The 23034-nt window shown below is 52.0% G+C and carries 23 protein-coding genes; 17 read left to right on the plus strand and 6 right to left on the minus strand.

What is annotated here, in order from left to right; translation table 11 throughout:
* The first annotated feature begins 64 nt into the window (after nt 1-64).
* Complete coding sequence (locus PLU01S_RS12365) at nt 65-679, plus strand: TetR/AcrR family transcriptional regulator (RefSeq protein WP_233432159.1); 615 nt, start codon at nt 65-67, stop codon at nt 677-679.
* A gap of 243 nt (nt 680-922) precedes the next feature.
* Entirely contained in the window at nt 923-2380 is a 1458-nt protein-coding gene (locus tag PLU01S_RS12370; RefSeq protein WP_074825758.1) for a J domain-containing protein, read from the plus strand.
* Between the two features lie 218 nt (nt 2381-2598).
* On the opposite strand, the gene PLU01S_RS12375 is transcribed toward PLU01S_RS12370, so the two are convergent.
* The 3 genes from PLU01S_RS12375 to vapB all read right to left on the minus strand — a co-directional run bounded on the left by PLU01S_RS12375 (nt 2599) and on the right by vapB (nt 4432).
* Nucleotides 2599-3633 carry a GlxA family transcriptional regulator gene (locus PLU01S_RS12375; protein ID WP_074825760.1) on the minus strand — a complete coding sequence of 345 codons (1035 nt, stop codon included), beginning with the start codon at nt 3631-3633 and terminating at the stop codon, nt 2599-2601.
* A gap of 158 nt (nt 3634-3791) precedes the next feature.
* Nucleotides 3792-4202, minus strand: coding sequence for a type II toxin-antitoxin system tRNA(fMet)-specific endonuclease VapC (gene vapC, locus PLU01S_RS12380; protein ID WP_074825762.1), 411 nt, complete (start codon nt 4200-4202; stop codon nt 3792-3794).
* A complete protein-coding gene (vapB, locus tag PLU01S_RS12385; RefSeq protein ID WP_074825764.1) occupies nt 4202-4432 on the minus strand; it encodes a type II toxin-antitoxin system VapB family antitoxin in 231 nt (76 codons plus the stop codon). Before vapB ends, vapC begins: the two co-directional genes overlap by 1 nt.
* A gap of 493 nt (nt 4433-4925) precedes the next feature.
* Here vapB and PLU01S_RS12390 point away from each other — a divergent pair, with 493 nt between their 5' ends.
* On the plus strand, nt 4926-5498 hold the full coding sequence (locus tag PLU01S_RS12390) for a cupin domain-containing protein (protein ID WP_074825770.1): 573 nt from the start codon (nt 4926-4928) through the stop codon (nt 5496-5498).
* Nucleotides 5499-5643: 145 nt separating this feature from the next.
* On the opposite strand, the gene PLU01S_RS25355 is transcribed toward PLU01S_RS12390, so the two are convergent.
* Together PLU01S_RS25355 and PLU01S_RS12395 are read right to left on the minus strand one after the other, a co-directional pair.
* Nucleotides 5644-6117 (minus strand): type III secretion system chaperone family protein, encoded by a 474-nt coding sequence (locus PLU01S_RS25355; RefSeq protein WP_139208779.1) that lies wholly within the window; start codon nt 6115-6117, stop codon nt 5644-5646.
* Nucleotides 6118-6119: 2 nt separating this feature from the next.
* Nucleotides 6120-7025: a hypothetical protein gene (locus PLU01S_RS12395; RefSeq protein WP_074825772.1), complete on the minus strand. Its 906-nt coding sequence runs from the start codon at nt 7023-7025 to the stop codon at nt 6120-6122.
* Between the two features lie 438 nt (nt 7026-7463).
* Between PLU01S_RS12395 and PLU01S_RS12400 the strand changes: the two genes are divergently transcribed.
* Both PLU01S_RS12400 and PLU01S_RS12405 read left to right on the plus strand, forming a co-directional pair.
* The gene (locus PLU01S_RS12400; protein ID WP_139208781.1) at nt 7464-8705 is read left to right on the plus strand and encodes a hypothetical protein; all 1242 of its coding nucleotides are present in this window, start codon (nt 7464-7466) and stop codon (nt 8703-8705) included.
* Nucleotides 8706-9598: 893 nt separating this feature from the next.
* On the plus strand, nt 9599-11167 hold the full coding sequence (locus PLU01S_RS12405; RefSeq protein WP_074825777.1) for a hypothetical protein: 1569 nt from the start codon (nt 9599-9601) through the stop codon (nt 11165-11167).
* Nucleotides 11168-11410: 243 nt separating this feature from the next.
* Here PLU01S_RS12405 and PLU01S_RS12410 read toward each other — a convergent pair whose 3' ends face one another.
* A complete protein-coding gene (locus PLU01S_RS12410) occupies nt 11411-11944 on the minus strand; it encodes an RNA polymerase sigma factor (protein WP_074825779.1) in 534 nt (177 codons plus the stop codon).
* Between the two features lie 258 nt (nt 11945-12202).
* On the opposite strand from PLU01S_RS12410, the gene PLU01S_RS12415 reads away from it, so the two are divergent.
* Genes PLU01S_RS12415 through sctU form a run of 12 tightly spaced genes read left to right on the plus strand, consistent with a single transcriptional unit; the run spans nt 12203 to nt 22592 of the window.
* Nucleotides 12203-13369 carry a TyeA family type III secretion system gatekeeper subunit gene (locus PLU01S_RS12415; RefSeq protein WP_139208783.1) on the plus strand — a complete coding sequence of 389 codons (1167 nt, stop codon included), beginning with the start codon at nt 12203-12205 and terminating at the stop codon, nt 13367-13369.
* Nucleotides 13357-15450: a type III secretion system export apparatus subunit SctV gene (sctV, locus tag PLU01S_RS12420; protein ID WP_074825782.1), complete on the plus strand. Its 2094-nt coding sequence runs from the start codon at nt 13357-13359 to the stop codon at nt 15448-15450. Before PLU01S_RS12415 ends, sctV begins: the two co-directional genes overlap by 13 nt.
* Nucleotides 15451-15466: 16 nt before the next feature.
* Nucleotides 15467-16417 carry an FHA domain-containing protein gene (locus PLU01S_RS12425; protein WP_074825785.1) on the plus strand — a complete coding sequence of 317 codons (951 nt, stop codon included), beginning with the start codon at nt 15467-15469 and terminating at the stop codon, nt 16415-16417.
* The gene (locus tag PLU01S_RS12430; RefSeq protein ID WP_074825788.1) at nt 16414-17763 is read left to right on the plus strand and encodes a FliI/YscN family ATPase; all 1350 of its coding nucleotides are present in this window, start codon (nt 16414-16416) and stop codon (nt 17761-17763) included. Before PLU01S_RS12425 ends, PLU01S_RS12430 begins: the two co-directional genes overlap by 4 nt.
* A 2-nt stretch (nt 17764-17765) precedes the next feature.
* Entirely contained in the window at nt 17766-18212 is a 447-nt protein-coding gene (locus tag PLU01S_RS12435) for a type III secretion protein (RefSeq protein ID WP_074825795.1), read from the plus strand.
* Entirely contained in the window at nt 18202-18738 is a 537-nt protein-coding gene (locus tag PLU01S_RS12440) for a type III secretion system HrpP C-terminal domain-containing protein (protein WP_074825796.1), read from the plus strand. Before PLU01S_RS12435 ends, PLU01S_RS12440 begins: the two co-directional genes overlap by 11 nt.
* On the plus strand, nt 18735-19448 hold the full coding sequence (locus PLU01S_RS12445; protein WP_074825798.1) for a hypothetical protein: 714 nt from the start codon (nt 18735-18737) through the stop codon (nt 19446-19448). The genes PLU01S_RS12440 and PLU01S_RS12445 overlap by 4 nt, the downstream gene beginning before the upstream one ends.
* Complete coding sequence (locus PLU01S_RS12450) at nt 19441-19794, plus strand: FliM/FliN family flagellar motor switch protein (protein ID WP_139208784.1); 354 nt, start codon at nt 19441-19443, stop codon at nt 19792-19794. Before PLU01S_RS12445 ends, PLU01S_RS12450 begins: the two co-directional genes overlap by 8 nt.
* Entirely contained in the window at nt 19791-20444 is a 654-nt protein-coding gene (sctR, locus tag PLU01S_RS12455) for a type III secretion system export apparatus subunit SctR (RefSeq protein ID WP_074825803.1), read from the plus strand. Before PLU01S_RS12450 ends, sctR begins: the two co-directional genes overlap by 4 nt.
* A gap of 7 nt (nt 20445-20451) precedes the next feature.
* Nucleotides 20452-20718 (plus strand): type III secretion system export apparatus subunit SctS, encoded by a 267-nt coding sequence (sctS, locus tag PLU01S_RS12460; protein WP_074825805.1) that lies wholly within the window; start codon nt 20452-20454, stop codon nt 20716-20718.
* Complete coding sequence (gene sctT, locus PLU01S_RS12465; RefSeq protein ID WP_074825807.1) at nt 20718-21509, plus strand: type III secretion system export apparatus subunit SctT; 792 nt, start codon at nt 20718-20720, stop codon at nt 21507-21509. The genes sctS and sctT overlap by 1 nt, the downstream gene beginning before the upstream one ends.
* A gap of 3 nt (nt 21510-21512) precedes the next feature.
* On the plus strand, nt 21513-22592 hold the full coding sequence (sctU, locus tag PLU01S_RS12470; protein ID WP_074825809.1) for a type III secretion system export apparatus subunit SctU: 1080 nt from the start codon (nt 21513-21515) through the stop codon (nt 22590-22592).
* Nucleotides 22593-23034 lie beyond the last annotated feature (442 nt).

Raw genomic sequence — 23034 nt, forward strand, 5'->3', positions numbered from 1 at the left:
CTATCACGACTATCACTTATCTGAACCTACCATTGGTAGGTTTTTTTGGTTCGGGAATGATCAAGTGCAAAAAGAAACAGTGCCCTCCGCTATACGTTCCTCTACACGCCGGCTTCCAAAAGCCGAGCGGCGTAGACAACTGCTGGATACCGCATTGCTGATCGTGCGGGAGGAAGGAGCAGACCGGTTGACCTTGGGGTATCTCTCCGTCCGCGCAGGCGTCTCCAAACCGGTGGTCTATGATCATTTCGATACCCGCTCGAGCCTGTTGATCGAGCTCTACAGATGCATTGATATCGAGCGGGTTAACGCTTTCCGTGACGCAATGTCCTTAACCCCGCGGAGCCTTGAAGAAACTGCCCAACTCCTGGCAAGCGCCTACATTCAGTGCGCAGGAGACACAACCGACGAATTCTATGCAATAGGCGCAGCTCTGGCAGGCAGCGAAGAGAAAGCAGCAGTCTTTCAGGAGCTGTTGGATAACTGCGTGCAAATGTTCATAGCCGTGCTCAAACCTCACGCAGCTTTTTCGTCTGGCGAATTGGAGCGATGCTGTACGGGCCTTGTTGGCGCGGGAGAAGCACTCTCAGGCGCATTAGTACGAGGGCGCTATAGCAAGGATGAGGTGATTGACGCGTTCGCCTCCTTGATCCGGAACGCTTTGCCGGGCACTAATTGAGGCTGAAACATGAATGCGGCAGAACCGTGTTCTTATGCTTTCACAAAATATAGGCCAACCGGTTGGATTTTCCAGCCAACCCTTTAACTCCTGCTCCAACATTTATGGATAGTAATAGAGAATATGTCCACGGCTGGGCGATATTCGCAGGGGTAAAGTCACCTCAAAAACTATCGTCGCGTATATTGGAACAAAGCCTGCTCCTGAGCCACTCAGTCGGGTATCCGCTCTAGGAGGCGCCCGATGATCCATATATCCAATGCATCGTTAACATCACTGCAGGTCGAGCTGGGCAAAGCTGACAAGCCTTCGGTGCATCTGGATCTTCATGTCGCAGAAAACATCGCTATGGGCGCCAAGATGCATTTCCCTGGCTCATGGTTGGATCAGCAGCGAGCATCGCTTGGACCACTCCAACAAAAAATGTTTGATGTTGCCCTGAAAGTGTTAAGTGGGGACGAAAAGCCCAGAGCTGTTCAAGCCAATGGTATGGGCCGAGAAATCTTCTTGGATCGCCCTGCCTATGGGGCTACCACCATTAGTATTGGGTTCGAAAAGCCGATGTCTGAGGTATTAGGCTTTCTCGGTATGAGTGATGGTAAGGGCAAAGCATTACTCTCTTTAGGTACAAAGCTGGCAAATACACTGTCACCCAGCACCAAACAAGCTGGTAACGACAGCCTGATGGCAAAGGCGCGCAGTGCCTTACCAGGTAATATTGGTTTAGGTAGCGTAATCCGAAATATCACGGGAGGGTTCGTCTCCGCAATCAATAACCCAGCAGCTCAATTATCTGGTAATGGGGAAGCTCCGCCGCCGCTTCCTCCGCGTCCTGGCCGCCAGAACGGTAATCCTAATAGTACCTATGGATCGCCCCCTCTTCCTCAAAGGCCACGGGCAAACAGTTTTCCACGTACAGCCCGTGAGGCACAGGCTGGCTTTAGTACAGAATTCAAGCCATCTACCGGACGAACACCGAAAGAGACTCCACCGCCGCTTCCACCTCGTCCAGGTCAGGGTCCCAAGATCAACCCGGAACAAGCATCTGGGGAAGCGCCTTTCTTCGGGCATGCATCGGCCAGCAGCTTTTCGCATGCAGATTATGAAAACTACGAAATGGACCCCAATGAGGCGCAAGCGGCTGAGAATAAGGCAAGCCAGGAGGCACCCAAGCCCCATCTGAAGTCACATTTGAGCCAAGTGGCGTTACATGCGAAGCTCAACGGTCAGCGCCCAGCGGATGAAGGCGCAAATGCCAAGTCACCCAGGCCTGAAAAGAACTCAACTCGCGCTGAGCCCAATGGCCCTGAATTCAATGGCGAGCGGCCATCTGCTGGGAAACCGCGTGCGAGTAGTGCTCCGCCGCCTCGCCAAACGAGGGAACCCGGGATCGACAATGATAAACCATCCACGCACTCGCAAGAGGATGAAACAACTACCAACGGCGCAGCCAACGTGGCCGAGGACATCAAAGCCAAGCCCGCGGTCAAATCGCTTTATGCACGCTTAGGATTGTTTACCGCGTCGCCAACAGAAAGAGAAATTCGCAAAGCTTATCGAAGGCTTGCTTTAGAAAAGCATCCTGACCATAACAAAAGTCCCGAGGCAACGGCTGAGTTTCGAGAACTCCAAGAAGCCTATGAAATTTTGCAAGATCCTGAAAAGCGGCGCGCATATGATCTGGACCCTGATCAATCATAGAAGCCTTCCCACGCAAGCTTTGGATCCTGGGACAGGATCATACCGGGCCATAAGTCACTCTATATGGCTGAGCGGATTTGAAGAGCGTTCATTCGGTCGGATCGTTCTCGACTTATGTCGCTGGGATAGGTTTTGGTTCTCATTCATAGGCTATGCATGTTCTTCGAAAAATCGTGAACAGGCTCTTAGAGTTTCCTATCCCATTGAGCTGCTAAAAATTACATGACTCGCTGCTTACCCTTAACGCAGCCATAACGCGTTTCCCTGGATGGTCCATATCCATAGAACGACTTGTAGCATTTACTGAAGTGGCTCGGAGAAACAAACCCGCAGGCTATGGCGACATCAAGCAGAGAAAGGTCAGAATGCTGAATCAGCCTACGGCTTTCCGTAATCCGCAGCTCCAGGTAATAGCGAACCGGAGAGGTTCCCAGTTGCAGTTGGAAGAGTCGCTCGATCTGCCGTTTGGAGCGGCCTACACACTGGGATATTTGCTCCTGGCTCAGTGGCTCCTCAATGTTTGCGCTCATGAGATTGATAGCCTCGCGCAGAGGCTCGCTCATCTTCTCATGCATGGTGGGACGCACCCGACGGTAACGCGACTCCTCAAAGGCCAGTATATCTACGATGGCATCCGACAGCTGATGTCCATGACGCCTACCAATCCAGCCAAGCACCATATTAAGCGCACCTGCAGGACTTGCCGCGGTTAGCCGATCACGATCAACAATAAAGCTTTCGCTGGTCACCTGGCTGTCTTTCGCCAGTTCAGCGACGGTCACTCGGTGCTCGGGATGGACAGCACACTTGTATCCATCAAGTAGACCTGCCTGAGCGAGGAACCACGCGCCATTCCACAGCCCTGCTACAGCGTCCCCCTTCTCTGCAGCAACCTTGAGCGCGCGGCTGAGCGCAGGGATCGGGTACAGGACGGTACGCAGCCCTCCACACACGACGAGCAGATCCAGACTATTGCATTGCCCTGAAGAAAGCGCCGCGTCAGGACAGATCGCAAGCCCAAGGTCACTCATGACCGGCTCGCCATCAAAACTAAGGGTTACGGTGGAAAAGGTATCTGCCAGGATCAGGTTTCCCGTCACAAGTGTATCGAGCGCCTGGGTAAAAGCAGGAAGGGAAAAGTGCTCAAGGAGTACAAAGCCGACGCGAGAGGTTGAGGAGGATTGGCTTGTACTACCCATATAACGAAGGTTTCGTCCCTGCATGGCTTCGCTGAACGCTCTTTTTTTCACCATGGTTGCCTCGTTTTACGTTGTTGTTATGACATCCAGGCAAGTAAAAGGCCTGAGCATGACGATGTCTGGACAAACTACAGATTTGTTTCGGCAGTATGAACGATCCTGAAATTTAAGCGCTCCAAGCGCACAACTAAAGTACTCACTTTGACCCTCGTTTATTCGGGTGAGGCAACCCAGTCCTCAATTCTCAAGCCAGGTACGCGGTCGAACTCTCGACGGTTATTGGTAACGACAATCAGCCCCTGGGAGCGTGCATGCCCGGCAATCATTTGGTCATAGGGACCAATCTGCTTACCCAGGCGGGCAAGCTCAGCACGAAGTTGTCCAGTGTGGGCAGCAGCCTCCTGATCATACTTGAGCACCTCCAGGCGAGCCGCAAAGCCTTCTACGTCCGCCAGATTGCGCTCAGGGTTAGAAGACTTCTCCGCTCCATAGATCAACTCCATCAGCGTTACAGTGCTGATGCACATTTGACCGTGGTGCCGTTTGAAGGCTTCTCGAACCTCCTGGGGCCTGTTCTTGATAGTAAATATGCAAATATTGGTGTCGAGCATGAACTTGAGCATCAGAACGTTTCGCGCTCCTGATCTGCCGGCTGCTCACGCTCCGCCATGAAGTCTGCAGTAACCCTCTCACAATCGAACCAGCTATCCCAGGACTCCCCTGCGGGAGTGATGAGTCGAGCCCGACCAAGGGCAACAATATCGACGCGCTTTACGTCATCTGGTAGGGCAACAGCCTTAGGTAGCCTTACGGCCTGACTGCGATTGCTCTGAAAAACTGCGCCTTGTTCCACAGCACACCTCGCGGGATATATTTAATGTATATCCCATAATAGAACCATAACGGGATATGTCAATGGGATATACGTAAGAACTTGTACAACATAACTTTTCAGACAAACCCTACCAAGTGAGTGGATCACAAGGTGTGGCTCATTCTCGATGGTAGGCTGGTTAGCCGTTCTTTCGACCAGAGCACTATTTCACTCTGACTCAACGAGTAAGAATGAAATTCATAGGAAAAGGCAGTGACGTGGAGATGCTTTGCGTAAGACAGTCTTTTCAAGAGTGGATATTTTTGAATATGAACATTAGACAACAAATATTCATATGAATCTTAGTTCATTATCCTATTAGTTAGGCAAAGAAATCTTCCAAATGATCATTTCCTGGCTAGCCTAGGATTCAAATATAACTACCAAAATAATATTCCTGGATCTGTAAGAAATACTATTATCGTAACAATCACATTATAGAATCGAAGAGAACTTTTGGAGGAATATTGTTATGTCCTTTCTGCCTATCCATCGTATCGTCACGGGCCACGATGCCAACGGCAGGTCCACAGTTTGCAGCGAAGGGGCATTACCTTCGGTCGTTGAAATGGAAGCTATCCCGGGCCTTGTCTTTCACGAAGTTTGGGAAACTACAGGTTCGCCTGTAAAGATAAACAATGCCGCTGATCCAACAACCGGCCCTGTGATGCATAACCCACCGCCAAACGGGACTCGCATTCGCTTCGTTGATCTTCCCCCAGATGAGACCTATCTTGATCAGCATGAAGCGCGTATTGCAGAGCTGTTTGAGCAAGTCAACTACGTCGACGGGCTGACTGTTAAACATGACTCACCGCATCCAATGATGCACCGAAGTGAGGCAGTTGATTACTGTGTCGTGATCGAAGGAGAGATCTATATCGTACTCGACGATGCAGAAGTCCTGCTTAAGCCTGGAAGTGTGGTGGTGCAACGCGGTACCAACCACGCATGGTCAAACCGCTCCAATAGCAACTGCCGTTTATTGTTCGTCCAGCTTGATGGGCGTTACGCCCCTGACATTGCAGATAGATTATCTAAGTGAGATTTTAAGTGCTTCGCCTCTAAGTAAACTCACTATCATGCTGCCCATATAAGCCGTATTGAATGATTCAGTTTGTATGGCAGCTAGGATGCTTAAATTTTAAGTGTCTAAAGCTTATCCAAGTAAATGCCCTTAAATAATAGCTCTACCATTTGCAGCTGCTTGTCAGTACTGTCTTAGATGGTTTTATTTCCCCACCTTTAACCGGAGCGCTGCTTGACAGAGAGTCGGCTCGAATATCCTCAATCAATCTATTAGCTTTAGAAACTAGGCGATCAAACAAAACAATAATTTCAGCAGAGTTTAAATGTACAAATCTTTCACGGCTCCACAGTATTAAGGTGCTCTGAGAGCCTATTACTGATACTGATATAGGTGGAGCAATAGGATCAATACTGTTTGCTCCTAACAGTATTTTAGCCAATGCACCCAGGCTATCCGAAGGCAAAACACCAAGACTAGCAACTAACAGCAGTTCCTGATTGTTTAAAGGTGTGATTTGCAGCTGTAAATTTTTAAAGTCAATAAGAATAGCCTGCTCATCATTAGTCATAGGGGTTTGTATGCTAAGATAGTTTAACAACGGTGTGACAACATTATTAAATTGCTGATTACTCACGATCAGCTATCCTCTTCAGCATTATGCAGGCTTTCTGGATTCATATCATACGCACCATCAGAAAGATGATGCTGCACTAGAAATGTTCCATGCGCTTGGCGTTCGTAATCATGAGAACTTACCTTATTTTCGAATATGTCAGATGAATCATCTCTATTTTGATATCTAACACCTAAATTATTGATCCCATGCAGTTTATTTCTGAGTCCGATATCCGGTCGATGCCTCAATACTTCCTCATAGGAAGGCGTGTCTTTGATCCTATTAATCTGCGCTACACGTTCCTTGCTCAACTTAGCAACCTCCGCCATGTCCTCAAGCTCTAGTTTGATGTTCATCCCCGGATAGTGAACGTCTAAAACGCTTGTAGATGACGGCTGAAAACTCGCATTATTTAACAAATGGGCTTTCGCGAATGAAGGCCATGCGTCAACCACTACAGCGTCAGCTGACTCACGTATATCGCCTATCACATTAAATTGATGATCCGGCTCATTAGCCGCAGCATAAGTAAAGATAGGACGATGTAGATCCATATTTGAAAGATAGGCAATAATTAATGCTGAATATTCGGAGCATGTCCCAGCCTGAGCTGCCAAAGCGGATTTCGCGAGTCCATTATCATCTCCGCGAAAATCTGTATCACGGATGTGTCTAGCCGCAATCGATCGTTGGTAGCTTTCCCCTGAGGTCAGCATAAAGTCGTTCTTTAAATTGCCAGCACCGTAGCTGAGGTTTTCTTTTACTGTGTCTATCACGCTTTGTGCTGTATGCAATTCAGTCATTAAGCGAGCTGAAACGGTAACCGTCTCTCCTCTGTGATTACCTGGTATCGCCTCCCACAGCTTAACGGTCTGGGTATTGTTGTCATATAGCGCTGATCCCCTAGCATGAAGTACTGTAAACATTGTTGATTCCCCCCCTCATGATTTTGTATATAAAGGTCTCACTCAAATAGATGACTACTTGAGTGGTCTTTATTGGGGATGAGTTCCAAAAATCAGATGATTCTAAATTGGCCAAAAATAAATCTAGCACCCATGCAAATCTATAGTCATCTCTTTACTCCACATAGGATTACACTCGAGCAAGTGAAAGATACTTTTAGTGCTAGGCTATAGGCGGACAATGCTTCGTCTTAATTTAATATAATCCGGGTCCGGCCCGAAATTGCTTTGCATATTATCCTGAGTTTTCAGTTATCGATCTGCCTTTGAAGGTAAGGCTTGATCCGTAGATTGTTGCGTATAAATCTTTTCTTCCCATGGCTAAAAAATCAGGAACTGAAAAGGCTGGTTGACCACGTAGAGGTCTAGATTCAAGTCAGACGGCTAAGAGATAATACTGTGGACTCTATTGGTTCAGGCATTCAGATGAGGTATCAAGCCACCTCATTAGACGCGAGTCAGCCACTATCGCCCTCCTCTTTGCAGACTGAGCAAACTCACCCTTCTGCTCTGCCCTTAGCCAGGTTGAGCCGTAATGCTTTACTAGCATTAACCCAAGTTGAGGCGCAGCCGGACCCTCACCATCAACTTTTTGCGCTGTTGGCATATAACGGCATAGCGGATGGAGCGCTGCATATACATTCCAGCAAGCTAACTGAAGCAGAATATAGGCAGCAGGTGGCTGTTCCTAACGCAGGCCCTGCTAATTTGACGGTTCAAGCGAAACTGAACGAACATTCGCAATATGATATTGTTAGAATTACATTGGATGTGCTGTCGACGGGTGGCACTGAGTCTATAACGTTATGTGCGCCTGCTCCGCCCATAAGGAGAATAGATCCGCACCCAATATCAGACAATCTATCTGCACAGGGCTCACGAGGCCAGTTGACGCAAGCATTAATACGCTTACGCAATCCTCACCACTTTCGCGACGGTCCTATTTCTCCAGCTGCAGCGTCCAGCACTTATTCTGTAGCGGGCGCTAATGAGGAGTTGGCGCTTTCGACCGAAACAGGGCGGCCCGCCATAAGCGCCTCATCCCTTTATGCTTTGCATACCAACGGCACCGAGGCAGAAGTACGTTTTCTGCGCCAGCCGCCTAAAGAAGTAGCAGACATGTGCATGCTGATTATAAACGTAATCGGCAAATCATTTCCTCAAGACTTCAATAAAATAGACTTTGATTTTTATGATCGTGAAGGCGATATGGACCGTGGCGTTACTAACTCGAATGGCAATAGATCAAGGATTTCAATCGGATTAATTGCCAGCGAAGACTGGGATCAAGACTTTGAGATGCATGCAATGATTGCATTTACTGTCTTCCATGAGATATTTCTGCATGCGTTACCTGATTTGCGGACAGCAAGTTACGGCATGAACCCGACTACCGCTCAACAAGACCATGATATTATTTTAATACCTCCTAATGAGAGCAATTTACTTCACCAGGCCGTGAAACAGATTCTTCCACAAATACCACCTCATATAAAACAGTACTTTCTTGATTCCTATGTAACTGATATCGAGGAAGAAAAAGATAGAAATGACCATATTGATGTACCAACTACTGAGCAGTGGTATCAGCTACTCAACTCCCAAGCTAACGACCTGGACTCCCCCTTCTGGCACGCTTAGGGTGCGCAAATTTTTTGAGGAAAAGAGGGCATAGAAGAGGTTAGCTCTTTCGCGTCCCGTTAGCTAATGGCAGCATTCTCAACTGTGATAAACGGGGAGGCTCGAAAGGCGTTAGTTGTGAGGTGATAAAGTGATAAACGCTTACAGGCGACTCACTGTCAGCTCTGCCAATGGCCCCTATGTACCCAGATCAATCCGCATACATCGCTGTCAGTCATTGCCAGAGGAGTCTCGGGCGTTCGCGATCGTCATCACCGCCAGTAGGCTATTGGTCACCTGCCGTGAGCAGAGATGCAACGCCAGCGCAGCACTTGTGGTGCCGTCAATACAGTGTTGCCGTCTTGGATGTGTGCAGCTGCCGCTCTGGCAATAGTTTGTAGAGGCCTTTCGCTTGGCACCTTCTTACATTATGAGTGCGAAGCCTAATGGCGTGTCACGCTGATAGTGGGTGCCTACATGTATGCCTTTTCTGATACCCACCAACTTGGGCAGCTTGCTAGAGATCTCTGCCATCAAGAGAACTCCTTAGAGGCGTAAAACAGATGAGCTTTTTTGTGACCGCTGGAATGCAAGCTCCTCCTTGCACTTAACTTGTATTGGTCAGCTGTGTTTGGCATACGACTTAGGGAGTCGCCGAGATCAGTAGCTTTACCCCTTTACAGGTCTCTTCCCAGGTTTGGAAATCACCTCTTCCCACCACTTATCTCATCTAAAAGTATCTTCAAAATTATGGAACACTTAAGGCGCAGCGTTCACTAAGGTCGCAGGGTGCTACCGCTTAAAGTATCCGGATCGAGACGCAATAGCGGTGGCAGCGATTGGCGGGAGTTTCTATAAGACCACCCGATTCACCCTTATTAAAACCTGCCGATCACGATGAGGATACTTCCCCTATGGATACTCAGCGTATCGCCACGACGCACCAAATTATTCACCATGCCAATGAGATCGAACTCACTACACCTGTTGGTCCTGCACGAAGCGCTCGGAATATGGATCGCTTCCACCAGGAAATATATGACAGGCTTGATACCCATATCCTTCCATATCGACGCAACATCCCTGACGTTCAGCAAACCGCCGCTGCCACAGCACGGGGGCATAACGATGAACTGGATGCTATTCGAGATGATCGGGCTCAACGATTATTTAACGCAGGCTATACCGTAAGCGATATGGACATAGTTGAAAGAAACGCAAATATCGCCGATAGGATCTTTGCCACTTTCAAGTCTGGTATTGGGGGATCTCCATTTGCCGCCGTCACGATGGCGACCAATACCTGGCCATCCATGCTTGAGGTTTTTAACCGTCGAGATACGCCCGAAGGCGAGGCGGCCCTCCAAAATGCTTTGGCCTCCTGGTACGCCGGGGCTGCGGATGCAAGTGTTAACGATATGCTGTCTGGATTAAAACCTGAGTATTATCAAAAACCTCCAGATGAGAAATTGCACGGATCGTTTCAAGCATCGCTGTCAGAGAAGCGCGAGACACACGACAAAAACTCATTCGGCAATGCTATGGATGAATGCAACAAATGGCTAGTCGGGTTTGCCATTCGCAATGCCGCTTTGTATCCGATTCGCGTAGGTCTAGAGAGCCAAGGGAAACAAGAGCTGGCTGCAGCCCTTGAAGCATATATGCGGCCAATCACTGCCGTTATCGTAGGCATGGCTATCGAGCATTATAACCTTAGCCGTGATAAAGGCCGCAGCCTGCTAGGTCCCGCCATGCTCTATGGCCGCCGCGATACCGTCCCGGAAGGCCAAGCACCAACGCCGATTGCCGAGGAGCACGAATGGTTGGATGAATTTATTGTACTGAGGAATCTGGATTCTACTGCGCTGTTGAAAATGGTTCCTGCACGGCTCGGCGCAGGTACTGCCTCCGCAATTAAATCGATTGTATCCGGTAATGCCGTCAAAACCGTGTTCTCCCCCACAAGTATCGTAGGCAACATGAGCCTGGCCGGTGGATTTGCTGCCATGGGAGGCGCTACGACGGCAACAAGGACGCTAGCTACAGAGCATGGTCTTAGCGATGGCAAAGTAGCCGCTGCCGCCGAGGCGGTAAAAAACATCCTGGGTGCGGTTGCGTTTGGCTTATGGGCAGCAGGCGCAAGCCTGGGGGAGTCAGAGTCTAAAAAAGCGGTTGAGGCAACGGACGCACATGTGGCCAAAGGCGTGGAAGGCGCTATTAATTCCGTAGCGAGAGGTATAGTCGACGGAGCGGCATATACGAAGGACAAGGCTGTCGGAATAGGCAACTCGACAGTCAGTACATTCTCTAGTGGAGTTCAAAGGTCTCAAGATCTCTATCATCGTGGTCAACGTGGCTTAAGTCAGAGATATGCAAATCTGATGAATTCCCCCTTACCAACTGCCCCAACATCCATCCCAGCACCAGTAGCTACCTCAACGTTGGCACCACCTGCTCCTCCGAGGACAGAGGACATGGTGTGACACAACCCGGTGGTTCGCCACCTGGTGGTTCGCTGAGCGCCGCTAGCGGTCATGAGTAGCGCATGGAGTTTGAGCGCAGGCTGGATACTTACGTACAACAGTATCTGCCTGCGCTCATTTTCAGGGTCGTGCTGGAGCCTTAAAGGGTAACACTTCTGAATGAGCGAAACGGTACAACGGTTTCAGCCTTTTCTAATCTGGCATATCAATACAGAAGCGCCTTACAGCGTTACCACATCTAGATCAGGTGGCTGACTCAACGTGCCGTTTTAGTTGTTCTCGCGCTCTGGATAACCGCGACCGAACCGTACCGATTGGCACCCCCAGCGACAAGGCGGTGTCTTGATAATTACCATCCATTTCCAGACTAACTTTGATTACACGTTGCATATTGACAGGCAATCGGTCGATCGCATGGACGACTCTGACCAGTTGGCGATGTCCGTCTACCTGATGACCGATATCGCTCCCCTGTCCAACTTCAGAATGCAAATGGTCCTCCCAGCTCTCTTGATAAGGCTGCTTGTAAAGCCGACGGAAATGGTTCCGGATAAGATTCAATGCAATACCGCAAAGCCAGGTTTGCGGCTTACTGGTTCCCTGGAACTTGTGTTCACTGCGCAGGGCCTCGAGAAAAGTGCATTGAAGAATATCGTCGACATCGTCCTGATTCATAACCCGCTTCTGAATAAAGGCTCTCAGCATCTGGATCTGATCACTTGAAAGCTGGCGAATACCGGTAGATGCGCAAGGGACGGTGGAGATTCTTGTATGCATTGGACTTACCTTCCATTGGATTTGGCAAGTTCTCTATTGCGATACCCGTGCCACGCGAAGAATCCTCTTTAAACTACTGATTTATTTATATTTTTTAAATTTTAAAATTATCACCTAACGCAACTTCTTGCATAACTCACCGCTGGGCATTACGAAATATTGCACAACGCCAGCATGCAGAAGAACCTCTTTTGTAACGTTGGAACTGTTCCTTTCGGCATACCACTCATGGTTCATGACTCTACCCAGAAGTACGCCATGAAAATTGCCCAGCCGATTCTGCCCACCCCTTCTCATGTACACCCCGAGGTGCAGACACCGCCGCATGCTCCTCATCCCGGACCTACTCAGACACGCCCGGGTGTTGCTTCATCCGACGAGAAAGGTACGCATGCACTGGCCAAAGAAGACGCTGCGCTGGCCCAGAAGGGTCAGACAGCGAGCCGACGCGATCAAAGCGCGCTGTCTGCGGGCCTGCAGTCACAGGCATATAGACTGCAACTGTCAGCTCAACAGCTGCACGCCACTTACCTCAAGGGGCTGGATAAAGCACTAGGCGAGGCGGCGCAGTCATTGCGAAGGCAGCTCAAAGATCGCCAATTGCAGAACTCGAAGGAAACGCTCAAACATATTCTTGAAAGCTGTGGTGGCAATGCCGTCCTGGCTCACCAGATGTTGCGAGTGGCCGCAAGACAGGCCAGGAACGAAGGCGAAGATAGCGAACAGCTCCTGTTCAGACGTCAGTTCAAGCTCTTGTATAAGGAATACGGCAAACCTGCTCGGCCCTCGACCGGCTCTCTGACAAAAGTACGCGGTCGCTTTAGTACCGAGACGCAGCGGCGTACCCGATCCCAGACACTCCATAGCGTAACGGCTAATGGCCCTCTTAATGTCATTGCTCTGGTAGACGCGCTGCTGAATGAGCTGCGAGAGCAAGGTCAATATGAATTATCGCTCAGTGAAATACGCTCCGAGATGGCTGAGGACATTGCAAACGCAGCCTCAGCTAATGTTCTTCACCAAGCATCTCCCTTGATGAGCAATCTCATCATCGCAAAGCATGTAGCCGCCCTGCTACATGAGTGTGAGCACATACTGGGTCGTATGCGCGGTAAAAACCCGCAGATTCAGGTTGAGGCGATTGCCCTGCTCAGGCATCTCCTCACGCTAATGAACAAGCTCATGGAACCTGTACAAACACGAACCCTGGTACAGCTCATTGGCGGTGAGCAGCTCAAACACCAACTGGCGTTTCTCAACGAATTGATGCGCATTCTGACTCAGCGAATGTCGTTACTATTTTGGTTTTGGCGTAACAAGAGCGATTTCCAGAAAGCCAAGGAGAACCTCCTCACCCTTAGCACGGAACTGACCGATAAAGAGCAACAACGCGCCCAGGAGACCGATATCGTATGGAACCTTTGATTAATGTTCTGAATGCTATCGCTCTGGCTGCAATGCGGCGCTCAGAGGTAGTAGGCGCTTTTGTGGTCATAGCCATCGTATTCATGATGATTACCCCAATGCCTACGGTATTGGTAGACGTCCTGATCGCAATCAATATCTGTATTTCCTGCCTGCTGATCATGCTGGCCATGCACTTGCCGCGCCCCTTGGCGTTCTCCACGTTTCCCGCAGTGTTGTTGCTTACAACCATGTTTCGCCTGGCACTCTCGATTTCGACCACCCGGCTGATTCTGCTGAACCAGGATGCCGGTCATATCGTGGAGGCGTTCGGACAATTTGTGGTAGGCGGTAACCTTGCGGTGGGCATGGTGATTTTCCTCATTCTTACCGTCGTGAACTTTCTGGTGATCACCAAAGGATCGGAGCGGGTGGCTGAAGTGGGTGCGCGCTTTACTCTGGATGCGATGCCAGGCAAGCAGATGTCCATCGACAGTGACTTACGAGCCAACCTGATCACTGTTCAGGAAGCCCGTAACCGCCGGGCCGAGCTAGGTAAGGAAAGCCAGCTGTTCGGTGCCATGGACGGTGCGATGAAGTTCGTGAACGGCGATGCTATCGCAAGCCTGATCATCGTCGCCATCAACATGATCGGGGGGATCGCGATCGGGGTAGTACAACATGGCATGACAGCCGGTGACGCCCTGCAGCTGTACACGGTACTGACCATCGGTGACGGGCTGATTGCGCAAATACCGGCACTACTGATTTCGGTCACTTGCGGGATCGTCATTACGCGTGTACCCAACGGCGATCCGGGAGCCCAGAGCAATATCGGTCGTGAAATTGCAGAGCAGATTACCAGCCAACCCAAGGCATGGATCATCGCCTCCGTAGCAATGCTTGGGTTCGCCGCGCTTCCCGGCATGCCTACGACCGTATTCATTATTATCGCCATCGTCTGCGGCTGTGGCGGCTTCCTGCAACTGAGACGGGCCCGCCCGGTTGCCCAGGATCAGTCTGAAGCGCTAGCACCGGAGCTGAACGGTAACGAGGACCTGCGTACGTTCTTGCCGAGTCGCCAGTTTGTCCTGCAGTTCCATCCCGCGCAGGATGTTGCCCTGATCGAGTCCCTGGTGAGCGAAATTCGCCAGCGACGTAACCGGCTCGTAGTGCATTATGGCCTGACGCTGCCCTCTTTCATCATTGAACTATCGCCTCTGCTGGCACCTGATGAGTTCAGGTTCACCGTTTATGAAGTGCCCGTCCTGAGGGCCACTTTTACGCATAGCCATGTGGCAGTGGAGGCGCGTCTCTTTGAGCAGGCGCCTCAACAGGCAGTTCAAGGCAGTACGGATCGACAGGAGGCTGAATGGGTCTGGCTGCCGGCTGATACGCCTGACCTGCAACATGAGGAGGTTGAGAGGGTCACGGCCAGCACGCTCATTGTAGAACGCATGGAGCGTACATTGCAGGCATGCGGGCCTCAGTTTATTGGCTTACAAGAGGCCAAGGCTATCCTGGGCTGGTTGGAGTCGGAACAGCCGGAGCTGGCTCAGGAGATGCAGCGGGCAGTGCCGCTGGCACGTTTCGCAGCGGTCCTTCAGCGTCTGGCATCCGAATGCGTGCCATTGCGCTCTATTCGAGTGATTGCCGAAACGCTGATCGAATATGGGCAGTACGAGCGTGAGCCTACAGCCCTGACGGACTACGTCAGGATCGCCCTGAAATCTCAGCTCTATCACCAATATGCCGGTGCAGAAGGCTTGCTGGTCTGGCTATTGACGCCTGAAAGCGAAGGCATTTTGAGAGATGGCCTGCGCCAGACCCAAACCGAAACCTTTTTTGCCTTGAGCAATGAGACCAGTCAGTTATTGGTGCAGCAACTTCACCTCGCGTTTCCCCTTCGGGTGCGCGAACAGGCTGTTCTGCTGGTGGCTCAGGACCTGCGAAGCCCGTTACGGACGTTGTTACAGGAGGAGTTCTACCACGTGCCTGTCATGTCATTTGCGGAAATCGGAACCACCGCTCAGGTAAAGGTCATGGGTCGCTTCGAACTCGAAGACGATACCGCGGCCATGGACAACGATTACGCTGCCTGAACCAAGGAGAGCAGATATGTTCGAGTTGCGTGTGCTGAATGGCCTTCACCAGGGAGCCGCCCTACCCCTGATAGGTGAGCAATGGCTGATCGGTGCGAACGATGAGCTTGATCTCGCGCTGCATGACGCTGGGGTCGAGCAAAGACATGGCTGCCTGAAACGAGAAGGCGAGCGATGGGTACTGAACGCTGAAGAAGGTGTGGTACTTGATGAGGAGGGCCATCCCCTATCACCGGACGATCTCTATCCTAATCGACTCTTTGTCATAGGCTCGGTTTGGCTGACCATATCCGCGGCACAGGATGCCTGGCCCGTTGTGGCAACGCCTACTCCAGATTCTGGCCGCTCGCAAACCAGTAACCAGCCTACAGAGTCAACGTCAAACGGATCCAGTTCAAAACCTAAAACGTTTCTGTTCAGCCGTATGACCACCATAGCCCTGGGTGTTTTGCTGGGTGTGGTGGGAAGCGCCTGGAGTATTTCCTCCAGTGGTCCGGCATCTGCCGTGGCCGATAACCAAGCGATTAAGCAGAACAGCTCTGCTCAAGCTACGTCTTCACATGCCGCACCTCAGCGCCTTCAATTAAGCGATGAGGAAGCCATGTCAAAGCTCAAGACGATGCTAAGTGATCGGTTGCTAACTGACATCGCAATCGAGTCGACGCCTGACGGATTAGTGCTGCGTGGCAGCCTTGAGCAGGAAGCCCATCTGGTCTACGCGCGGATGTTGCAACGTTTCAAAGACCGTTATGAAACCAAGGCAACGCTGATCGACGAGGTATCGGTAGGCGGCGCCTCCCTTCCCTTCGCTATTGTCCAGATCATGTCGGGCCCCCATGCCCATATCGTGACGGCAGAAGGAAAGCGCTTGTACGTGGGCGATGAGCTCGATGGCATTCGGCTGACCCGGATCGACGATGGCCGCCTGGAGTTCCAGGGGGAGCGGCGCTACGAGGTGGTCTGGTGAATAGTACCTTACAGGACTGGGTATCCAGCCAAACGTCACGGCTTGCCTGTTACTCTGCCGTGCGCGTGAGCGGCTGGGTGAGTGCCGTGAGCGGAATTCTATTGGAATGTCAGATTCCTGCAGCCAAAGTAGGTGATCTGTGCGAGGTAAGCAAAGCAGACGGCAGCGCGATTCTGGCTGAAATTGTCGGCTTTACCGATGACCGGACCCTACTCAGTGCGTTGGGCTCACCGGAGGGCATTCAAGTTGGCGCTCCCATCTGGCCGTTGGGTATGGCCCATCGAATAGGTGTCGACGAGCAGTTGCTGGGCAGCGTCCTCGATGGCTTCGGCCGCCCTTTGCTGGAGGGCCACAGAGGGGCTTTTGCAGGCCCTCATGATAATCGCCAGACGCTACCGGTCATTGCTGACGCCCTGCCCCCGACCCAGCGACCACGCATTACCAATGCCTTGCCTACAGGCGTGCGCGCGATCGACAGCGCCATACTGCTAGGGGAAGGCCAGCGCGTGGGCTTATTTGCTGGCGCCGGCTGTGGCAAAACGACATTGCTCGCAGAGCTGGCGCGCAATATGGCCTGCGATGTCATCGTTTTCGGCCTGATTGGAGAACGAGGTCGGGAACTGCGCGAGTTTCTCGACCACGAATTGGACGATGACCTACGGCAGCGCTCGGTACTGGTCTGTGCCACCTCGGATCGCTCGAGCATGGAACGCGCCCGCGCCGCCTTTACTGCCACGGCTATTGCCGAGGCTTATCGCGCCAGAGGGCTGAAAGTATTGTTGCTCATCGATTCCTTGACCCGATTCGCCCGTGCTCAGCGCGAAATCGGCATTGCCTCTGGCGAGCCATTAGGCCGTGGTGGCTTACCACCCTCGGTGTACACCCTACTTCCCAAGCTCGTAGAACGTGCCGGGATGAGCGAAGTCGGCTCTATCACTGCGCTGTACACGGTACTCATCGAGCAGGACTCCATGAATGATCCTGTTGCGGATGAGGTCAGGTCACTACTGGATGGCCATATCGTGCTGTCTCGCAAGCTGGCCGAGCGAGGGCATTATCCCGCCATCGACGTTCAGGCCAGCATCAGCCGAATCCTGACCAACGTCACCGACCGTGAGCATCAGCAGGCCAACAACCGGTTGCGCCAGCTCCTGGCTGCATACCGTCAGGTTGAAATGTTGCTGCGTCTGGGCGAGTACCAACCCGGGAGTGATCCGGTTACCGATTGCGCGGTGAGGTTGCACGGAACGATCAATAGCTTTTTACAGCAAGACTTGCGCGAGCCTGTGCCTTTGAACGAGACCCTTGCAGGTCTCCTACAAATCACTGAGCAGCTGCCGGAGTAATCATGGACGACGAGCTGGAAATCGATCCGCAACGCGCTGCGCTAGAGGAGGTGATTCGTATTTTGGCCCCTTTGCGCCAACATCGACAAGCCAAAGCCGAACGCTTGCGCCTGCAGGCTGAAAGAGACCTGCAGAACAGCCGTGATCACCTGAGCGAATTGCGTAGCAGCTTTACAGCCGAACAGGTCCAGCAGCGTGAGCAACGTCATGCGTTATCGGTGGAGCATCTTAATCAGCGGCATACGTTAAACGAAGTGGATCGCTGGCATGAACAGGAGCGCAGCATGCTTGATCACCTCTCGCGGCTCCGCCAGGGCATCCAGCTTCAGATTCAGGCCGTCGAACAACAGCAAGAGACACTGGAACACGCGCAAGACGAGGCGCGCAATGCTCAGCGTGCCGTTGAAAAGCTGTCCTGCCTGACGGAGACCATGCACGATGAAAACTGAAGCTCGACCATCAGCCCCTCCCCGGCCGCTTTCCTCCCCGGTGAGTGCGCCTAGCAAGGAGAGTTCTGCGCCGTTACTGACCGTTCGCCGAGGTGAAAATGAGCGGCTGCGAAGCTTGAGTCCTGAACATGAGACAGAACATGTTCTAAATGCAGATGGGTTGTTTTTCTCTCAGCTCATTCAGCCCGTCAGCAGCGATGCCGGACAGCAGGATCTCGGTGGCAGCGCAGGCGTGGCGCTCTCTGTCCAGACCGAAGAGGCTCCGGCAGAGCTGATTGATGAATTGGTACAGCAACTGACCCGAAATTCAGTCGCCCCGCTAGCCGTCACCGTATTGATGCCCAACCTTGGAAAAATTCACGTCAAGGTCACCAGACATAACGACCATTGGGGGATCGAGCTGGGGTTTAGTCGTCGCGAGATTTTAAGTCGGCTAAGACCTCATCAGCGCGCCTGCGAATCGGCTCTGACCAACGCACTTGGTGACCCAGTAGAGCTGTCAATGCTAGAAGAGGCGTATACATGAAAATGCTTGCGCTGCGTTCCGTCCAGAGTGAGTTCGCCGCTGCCACAAGAGCCCTGGGGGCCGGTGTTTCTCTGCACTTTAGTGCCCGCGGCGTAACAGGCGAACTCTCGTTAGAGTTCGTCTCTCAGTATGAGCCCCTCGACTCAGGAGGTTGGTTCAATACCGCTGCGGGGTCCTTCTACTTGGATGATGCCTGCGCAGTGTTAAATCTGGTTGGCGAGATGCCTGTATCCACTAGTGGTGAGCTTCAATCCTGGTACTGGCAGCTGATCAGCCAGCACCTGAGTTCAGCGGTCGCGCAGGGCCTGGCGCCTATCAGTCCTCTGGGTGAATACGTACCTGAAGGGCTGCTTGTACATTGCCGTCTGAGCATAAGACATGGAGACAAAGCGCTTTATACCTTCCTGAGTGGTACGCCCAAGACTTTTTTACGTTGGCTCGATATCCCCGGCTGGACCTCTCACCGGGCAGCGCTTCCCGAGACCTTGCAAATTCCGTTTCCGCTGATACTTGGGCAAGTGATGCTTTCTGCCAGTCAGCTCGACTCGCTGCGTATCGGCGACGTACTGCTGCCCTCCCTCTGCCTGTTCAACAGTGAAGGTTATGGTCGCCTGGAGCTGGCGGATCGTCGCTGGATCGGGCATGCCGAGCATCGCGAACAGCAGCTTTTCCTGACTTTGATTGATGAGGACAACGGCGCTCATGAGTAGCATTGACCATTACCCAGAAGCAGAACTGGACACGCAAGCAGACCCTGCTATTCAAGAAGAATACGGCCAGGAGCATTATGAAGACCGGGATGAGCCCCTGGCTGACACCAACGCGCTTCAACCTACCGCACATTTGCCGCTGGCGCTTACCGTACGCTGCGGGCACCTCACCTTGAGCCTGGATGAATTGCATCGGCTGGGCCACGGTACCGTGCTGGAAGTTCAGGGCATCGCTCCCGGCTACGCTACCCTTTGTCATGGCGACCATATAGTAGCTGAAGGTGAGTTGGTCGATGTTGATGGACGCCTGGGTCTGCAACTTATCCGTATGGCGTCGCGCTCATGATCATGGAGGGGATGAACCCCGTTCTGCTGGCCCTATTCCTTGGTGGGCTGTCGCTGATTCCCTTTTTGCTGATTGTCTGTACGGCTTTTCTCAAGATTGCCATGACCCTGCTGATTACCCGCAATGCTATCGGGGTACAGCAGGTTCCACCCAATATGGCCATGTATGGAATCGCACTCGCGGCAACGATGTTTGTCATGGCACCGGTGGCACATGAAATTCAGCAAAGGGTCAAGGCCCAGCCACTGGACATGTCCTCCATTGAGAAGCTACAAGCCAGCGCTAGCGGTGTGATTGATCCGCTCCAACGCTTCATGACACGCAATACTGACCCGGACGTCTCCGCTCACCTGCTTGAAAATACCCAGCGGATGTGGCCCAAGGAGATGGCTGATCAGGCTACAAAGAATGATCTCTTACTTGCTATCCCGGCGTTTGTTCTGTCCGAGCTTCAGGCAGGGTTTCAGATCGGGTTTCTTATCTATCTCCCCTTTATCGTCATCGATCTGATCGTCTCCAACCTGCTCCTGGCGTTGGGCATGCAGATGGTTTCTCCCATGACCATCTCACTGCCGCTCAAGCTCTTGCTGTTTGTACTGGTCAACGGCTGGACCCGCTTGCTCGACAGTCTCTTTTACTCCTACATGTGAGGCAGCCATGGAAGCGTTGGCATTGTTCAAACAGGGCATGATCCTGGTCGTTATCCTCACGGCCCCGCCCCTGGCGGTGGCGGTACTTGTAGGGGTCGTCATCTCACTACTCCAAGCCCTTATGCAGATCCAGGACCAGACGCTGCCCTTCGGTATCAAGCTGGCCTCAGTGGGTCTGACACTGGCGATGACCGGCCGCTGGATCGGTGTGGAGCTGATTCAGTTCATTAACATGGCATTCGACCTGATCTCCCGCTCCGGCGGCGCACACTAATGCCGTTCGATGCGCAGCACGCCTTCGACCTGATGCTCGGCCTCGGCTTGGGTATGGCGCGGCTCTTGCCCTGCATGATCCTGGTGCCCGCCTTTTGCTTCAAATACCTCAAGGGCCCCCTGCGCTATGCCGTAGTCATTGTAGTAGCCATGATTCCGGCGCCCTCAATTAGCCAGGCACTAAGTGGGCAAGAGGACCTTATTGCAATGTCGGCACTGCTGATCAAGGAAGCAGTCCTCGGTACGCTGCTTGGCATTTTGCTCTATATGCCGTTCTGGTTATTCGCGTCGGTAGGCGCTCTGCTCGACAGTCAGCGCGGCGCGCTCAGTGGCGGCCAGATCAACCCGGCGCTAGGCCCGGATGCGACCCCGCTTGGAGAGCTGTTTCAGGAAGCGCTGATCCTGCTGGTGATCCTTTCGGGAGGTTTGTCACTGATCACACAAGTGATTTGGGACAGCTATCTGGTATGGCCTCCAACCGCCTGGCTACCTGGTATGACGGCCGATGGTCTAAACATCTTTCTTGAACAGCTCAATCAAACCTTACAGCACATGATGTTGTATGCCGCCCCGTTTATCGGCCTTCTGCTGCTTATCGAGGCGGCGCTCGCCATTATTGGTTTATACGCTCAGCAGCTGAATGTATCCATCCTTTCCATGCCCGCCAAAAGCATGGCGGGTATCGCCTTTCTGATCATTTACCTGCCTACCTTGCTGGAGCTGGGTAACGGGCAGATTCAACACTTCAAAGACCTTAAATTCCTGTTCAATCACCTCATACAGGTCCCCTGAGCCATGGGCGAGAAAACAGAAAAAGCCACGCCTAAACAGTTACGTGACGCGCGCGAAAAAGGTCAGGTTGCCCAAAGCCAGGATCTCGGTAAATTACTGGTCCTGATGGTAGTGAGCGAAATCACCTTGGGGCTGGCCGATGACAGCATGGGCCGTTTGCAGCACTTGCTGGATCTTGCGCTTGTGGCGACAGGTCGCCCCTTTCTCACCACAATAGGTCAGGTGGCCAGCGAAGGTGCCACAGTACTGATTGGCTTTATCCTCTGTAGTGTCGGGGCGGCGATGCTGATGCGGCTGGCAAGCAGCTGGATGCAGATTGGGTTTCTATTTGCACCAAAGGCGCTCGAATTCGACATCAAGAAAATTGATCCCTTTTCCCATGCCAAGCAGATGTTTTCAGGCCAGAATCTGACTAATCTGCTCTTGAGCATACTCAAGGCAGCCGCTATTGCGATAACGCTTTACATGGTCGTAAAGCCCGAATTAGGCTCTTTGATACTGCTTGCGAATTCAGACCTGACGACCTATTGGCATGCACTGCTGGACCTGTTTCGCCACATTCTCCGTACCACGCTGGGTTTATTGCTGGTCATTGGCGCTTTGGATTTCGCTCTACAAAAATACTTCCACGCCAAGAAACTGCGCATGAGCCATGAAGACATCAAGAATGAGTACAAGCAGTCCGAGGGCGACCCACACGTCAAGGGACATCGTAAGCAGTTGGCTCATGAGCTCTTGAACAAAGCGCCTTCTGCGCCACCCAAACCGGTTGAGGATGCTGACATGCTGGTCGTCAATCCAACCCACTATGCGGTTGCGCTGTTCTACCGCCCCGGTGAAACGCCGCTGCCACGCATCCTTTGCAAGGGAGAGGACGATAGCGCACTGGATCTTATTGCCCGTGCCAAGCACGCACGGGTTCCAGTCGTACAAAGCATCTGGCTTGCCCGAACGCTTTACAAGGTGAACACAGGGCAGTACATCCCACGACCTACCTTAACGGCGGTGGCTCATCTTTATCAGGTCATAAAACAGCTGGATGAGGTAACGGACGAAGTTATTCGTGTGGAGGATGAACTATAGAGGCGCACCATGTTCACCCGCATCTACCTGTTGCTATAGAAACCGCAGAGCCTTAAGTATCCTTTTACGGCTACTAAAATCTTAACGTGGACTGGCATCACGATCATGACGGCTTAGTGCCTAGAATCATGAGGTGGCGGCTACAGTCACTGAAATAGACTCACATACGTATAAAAAATGATATGCCTGAACGACTGAAGCGCTGACACTCCTTTGATTAAAAGGATACTGCTTTCAGGGAGTGATGTTATCGGGGTTCCATAAACGGCTTTAGTCTATGGCCTAACTGACTATGCTCACAAAATGCTCGCTAGGCGCTAGGCGCTGGGTAGCTAGTGCCTAGCCTACCTAGGGTGGGCATTGGCAACGAACCACCGTACATAGTGACTAGAAATTTCCAGTCGCCCAGCCTGGTATGGTTAGCTGATACGCATTCTGCTTA

This window comes from Pseudomonas luteola NBRC 103146 (assembly GCF_002091675.1).
GTDB classification, from domain to species: Bacteria; Pseudomonadota; Gammaproteobacteria; order Pseudomonadales; family Pseudomonadaceae; genus Chryseomonas; species Chryseomonas luteola.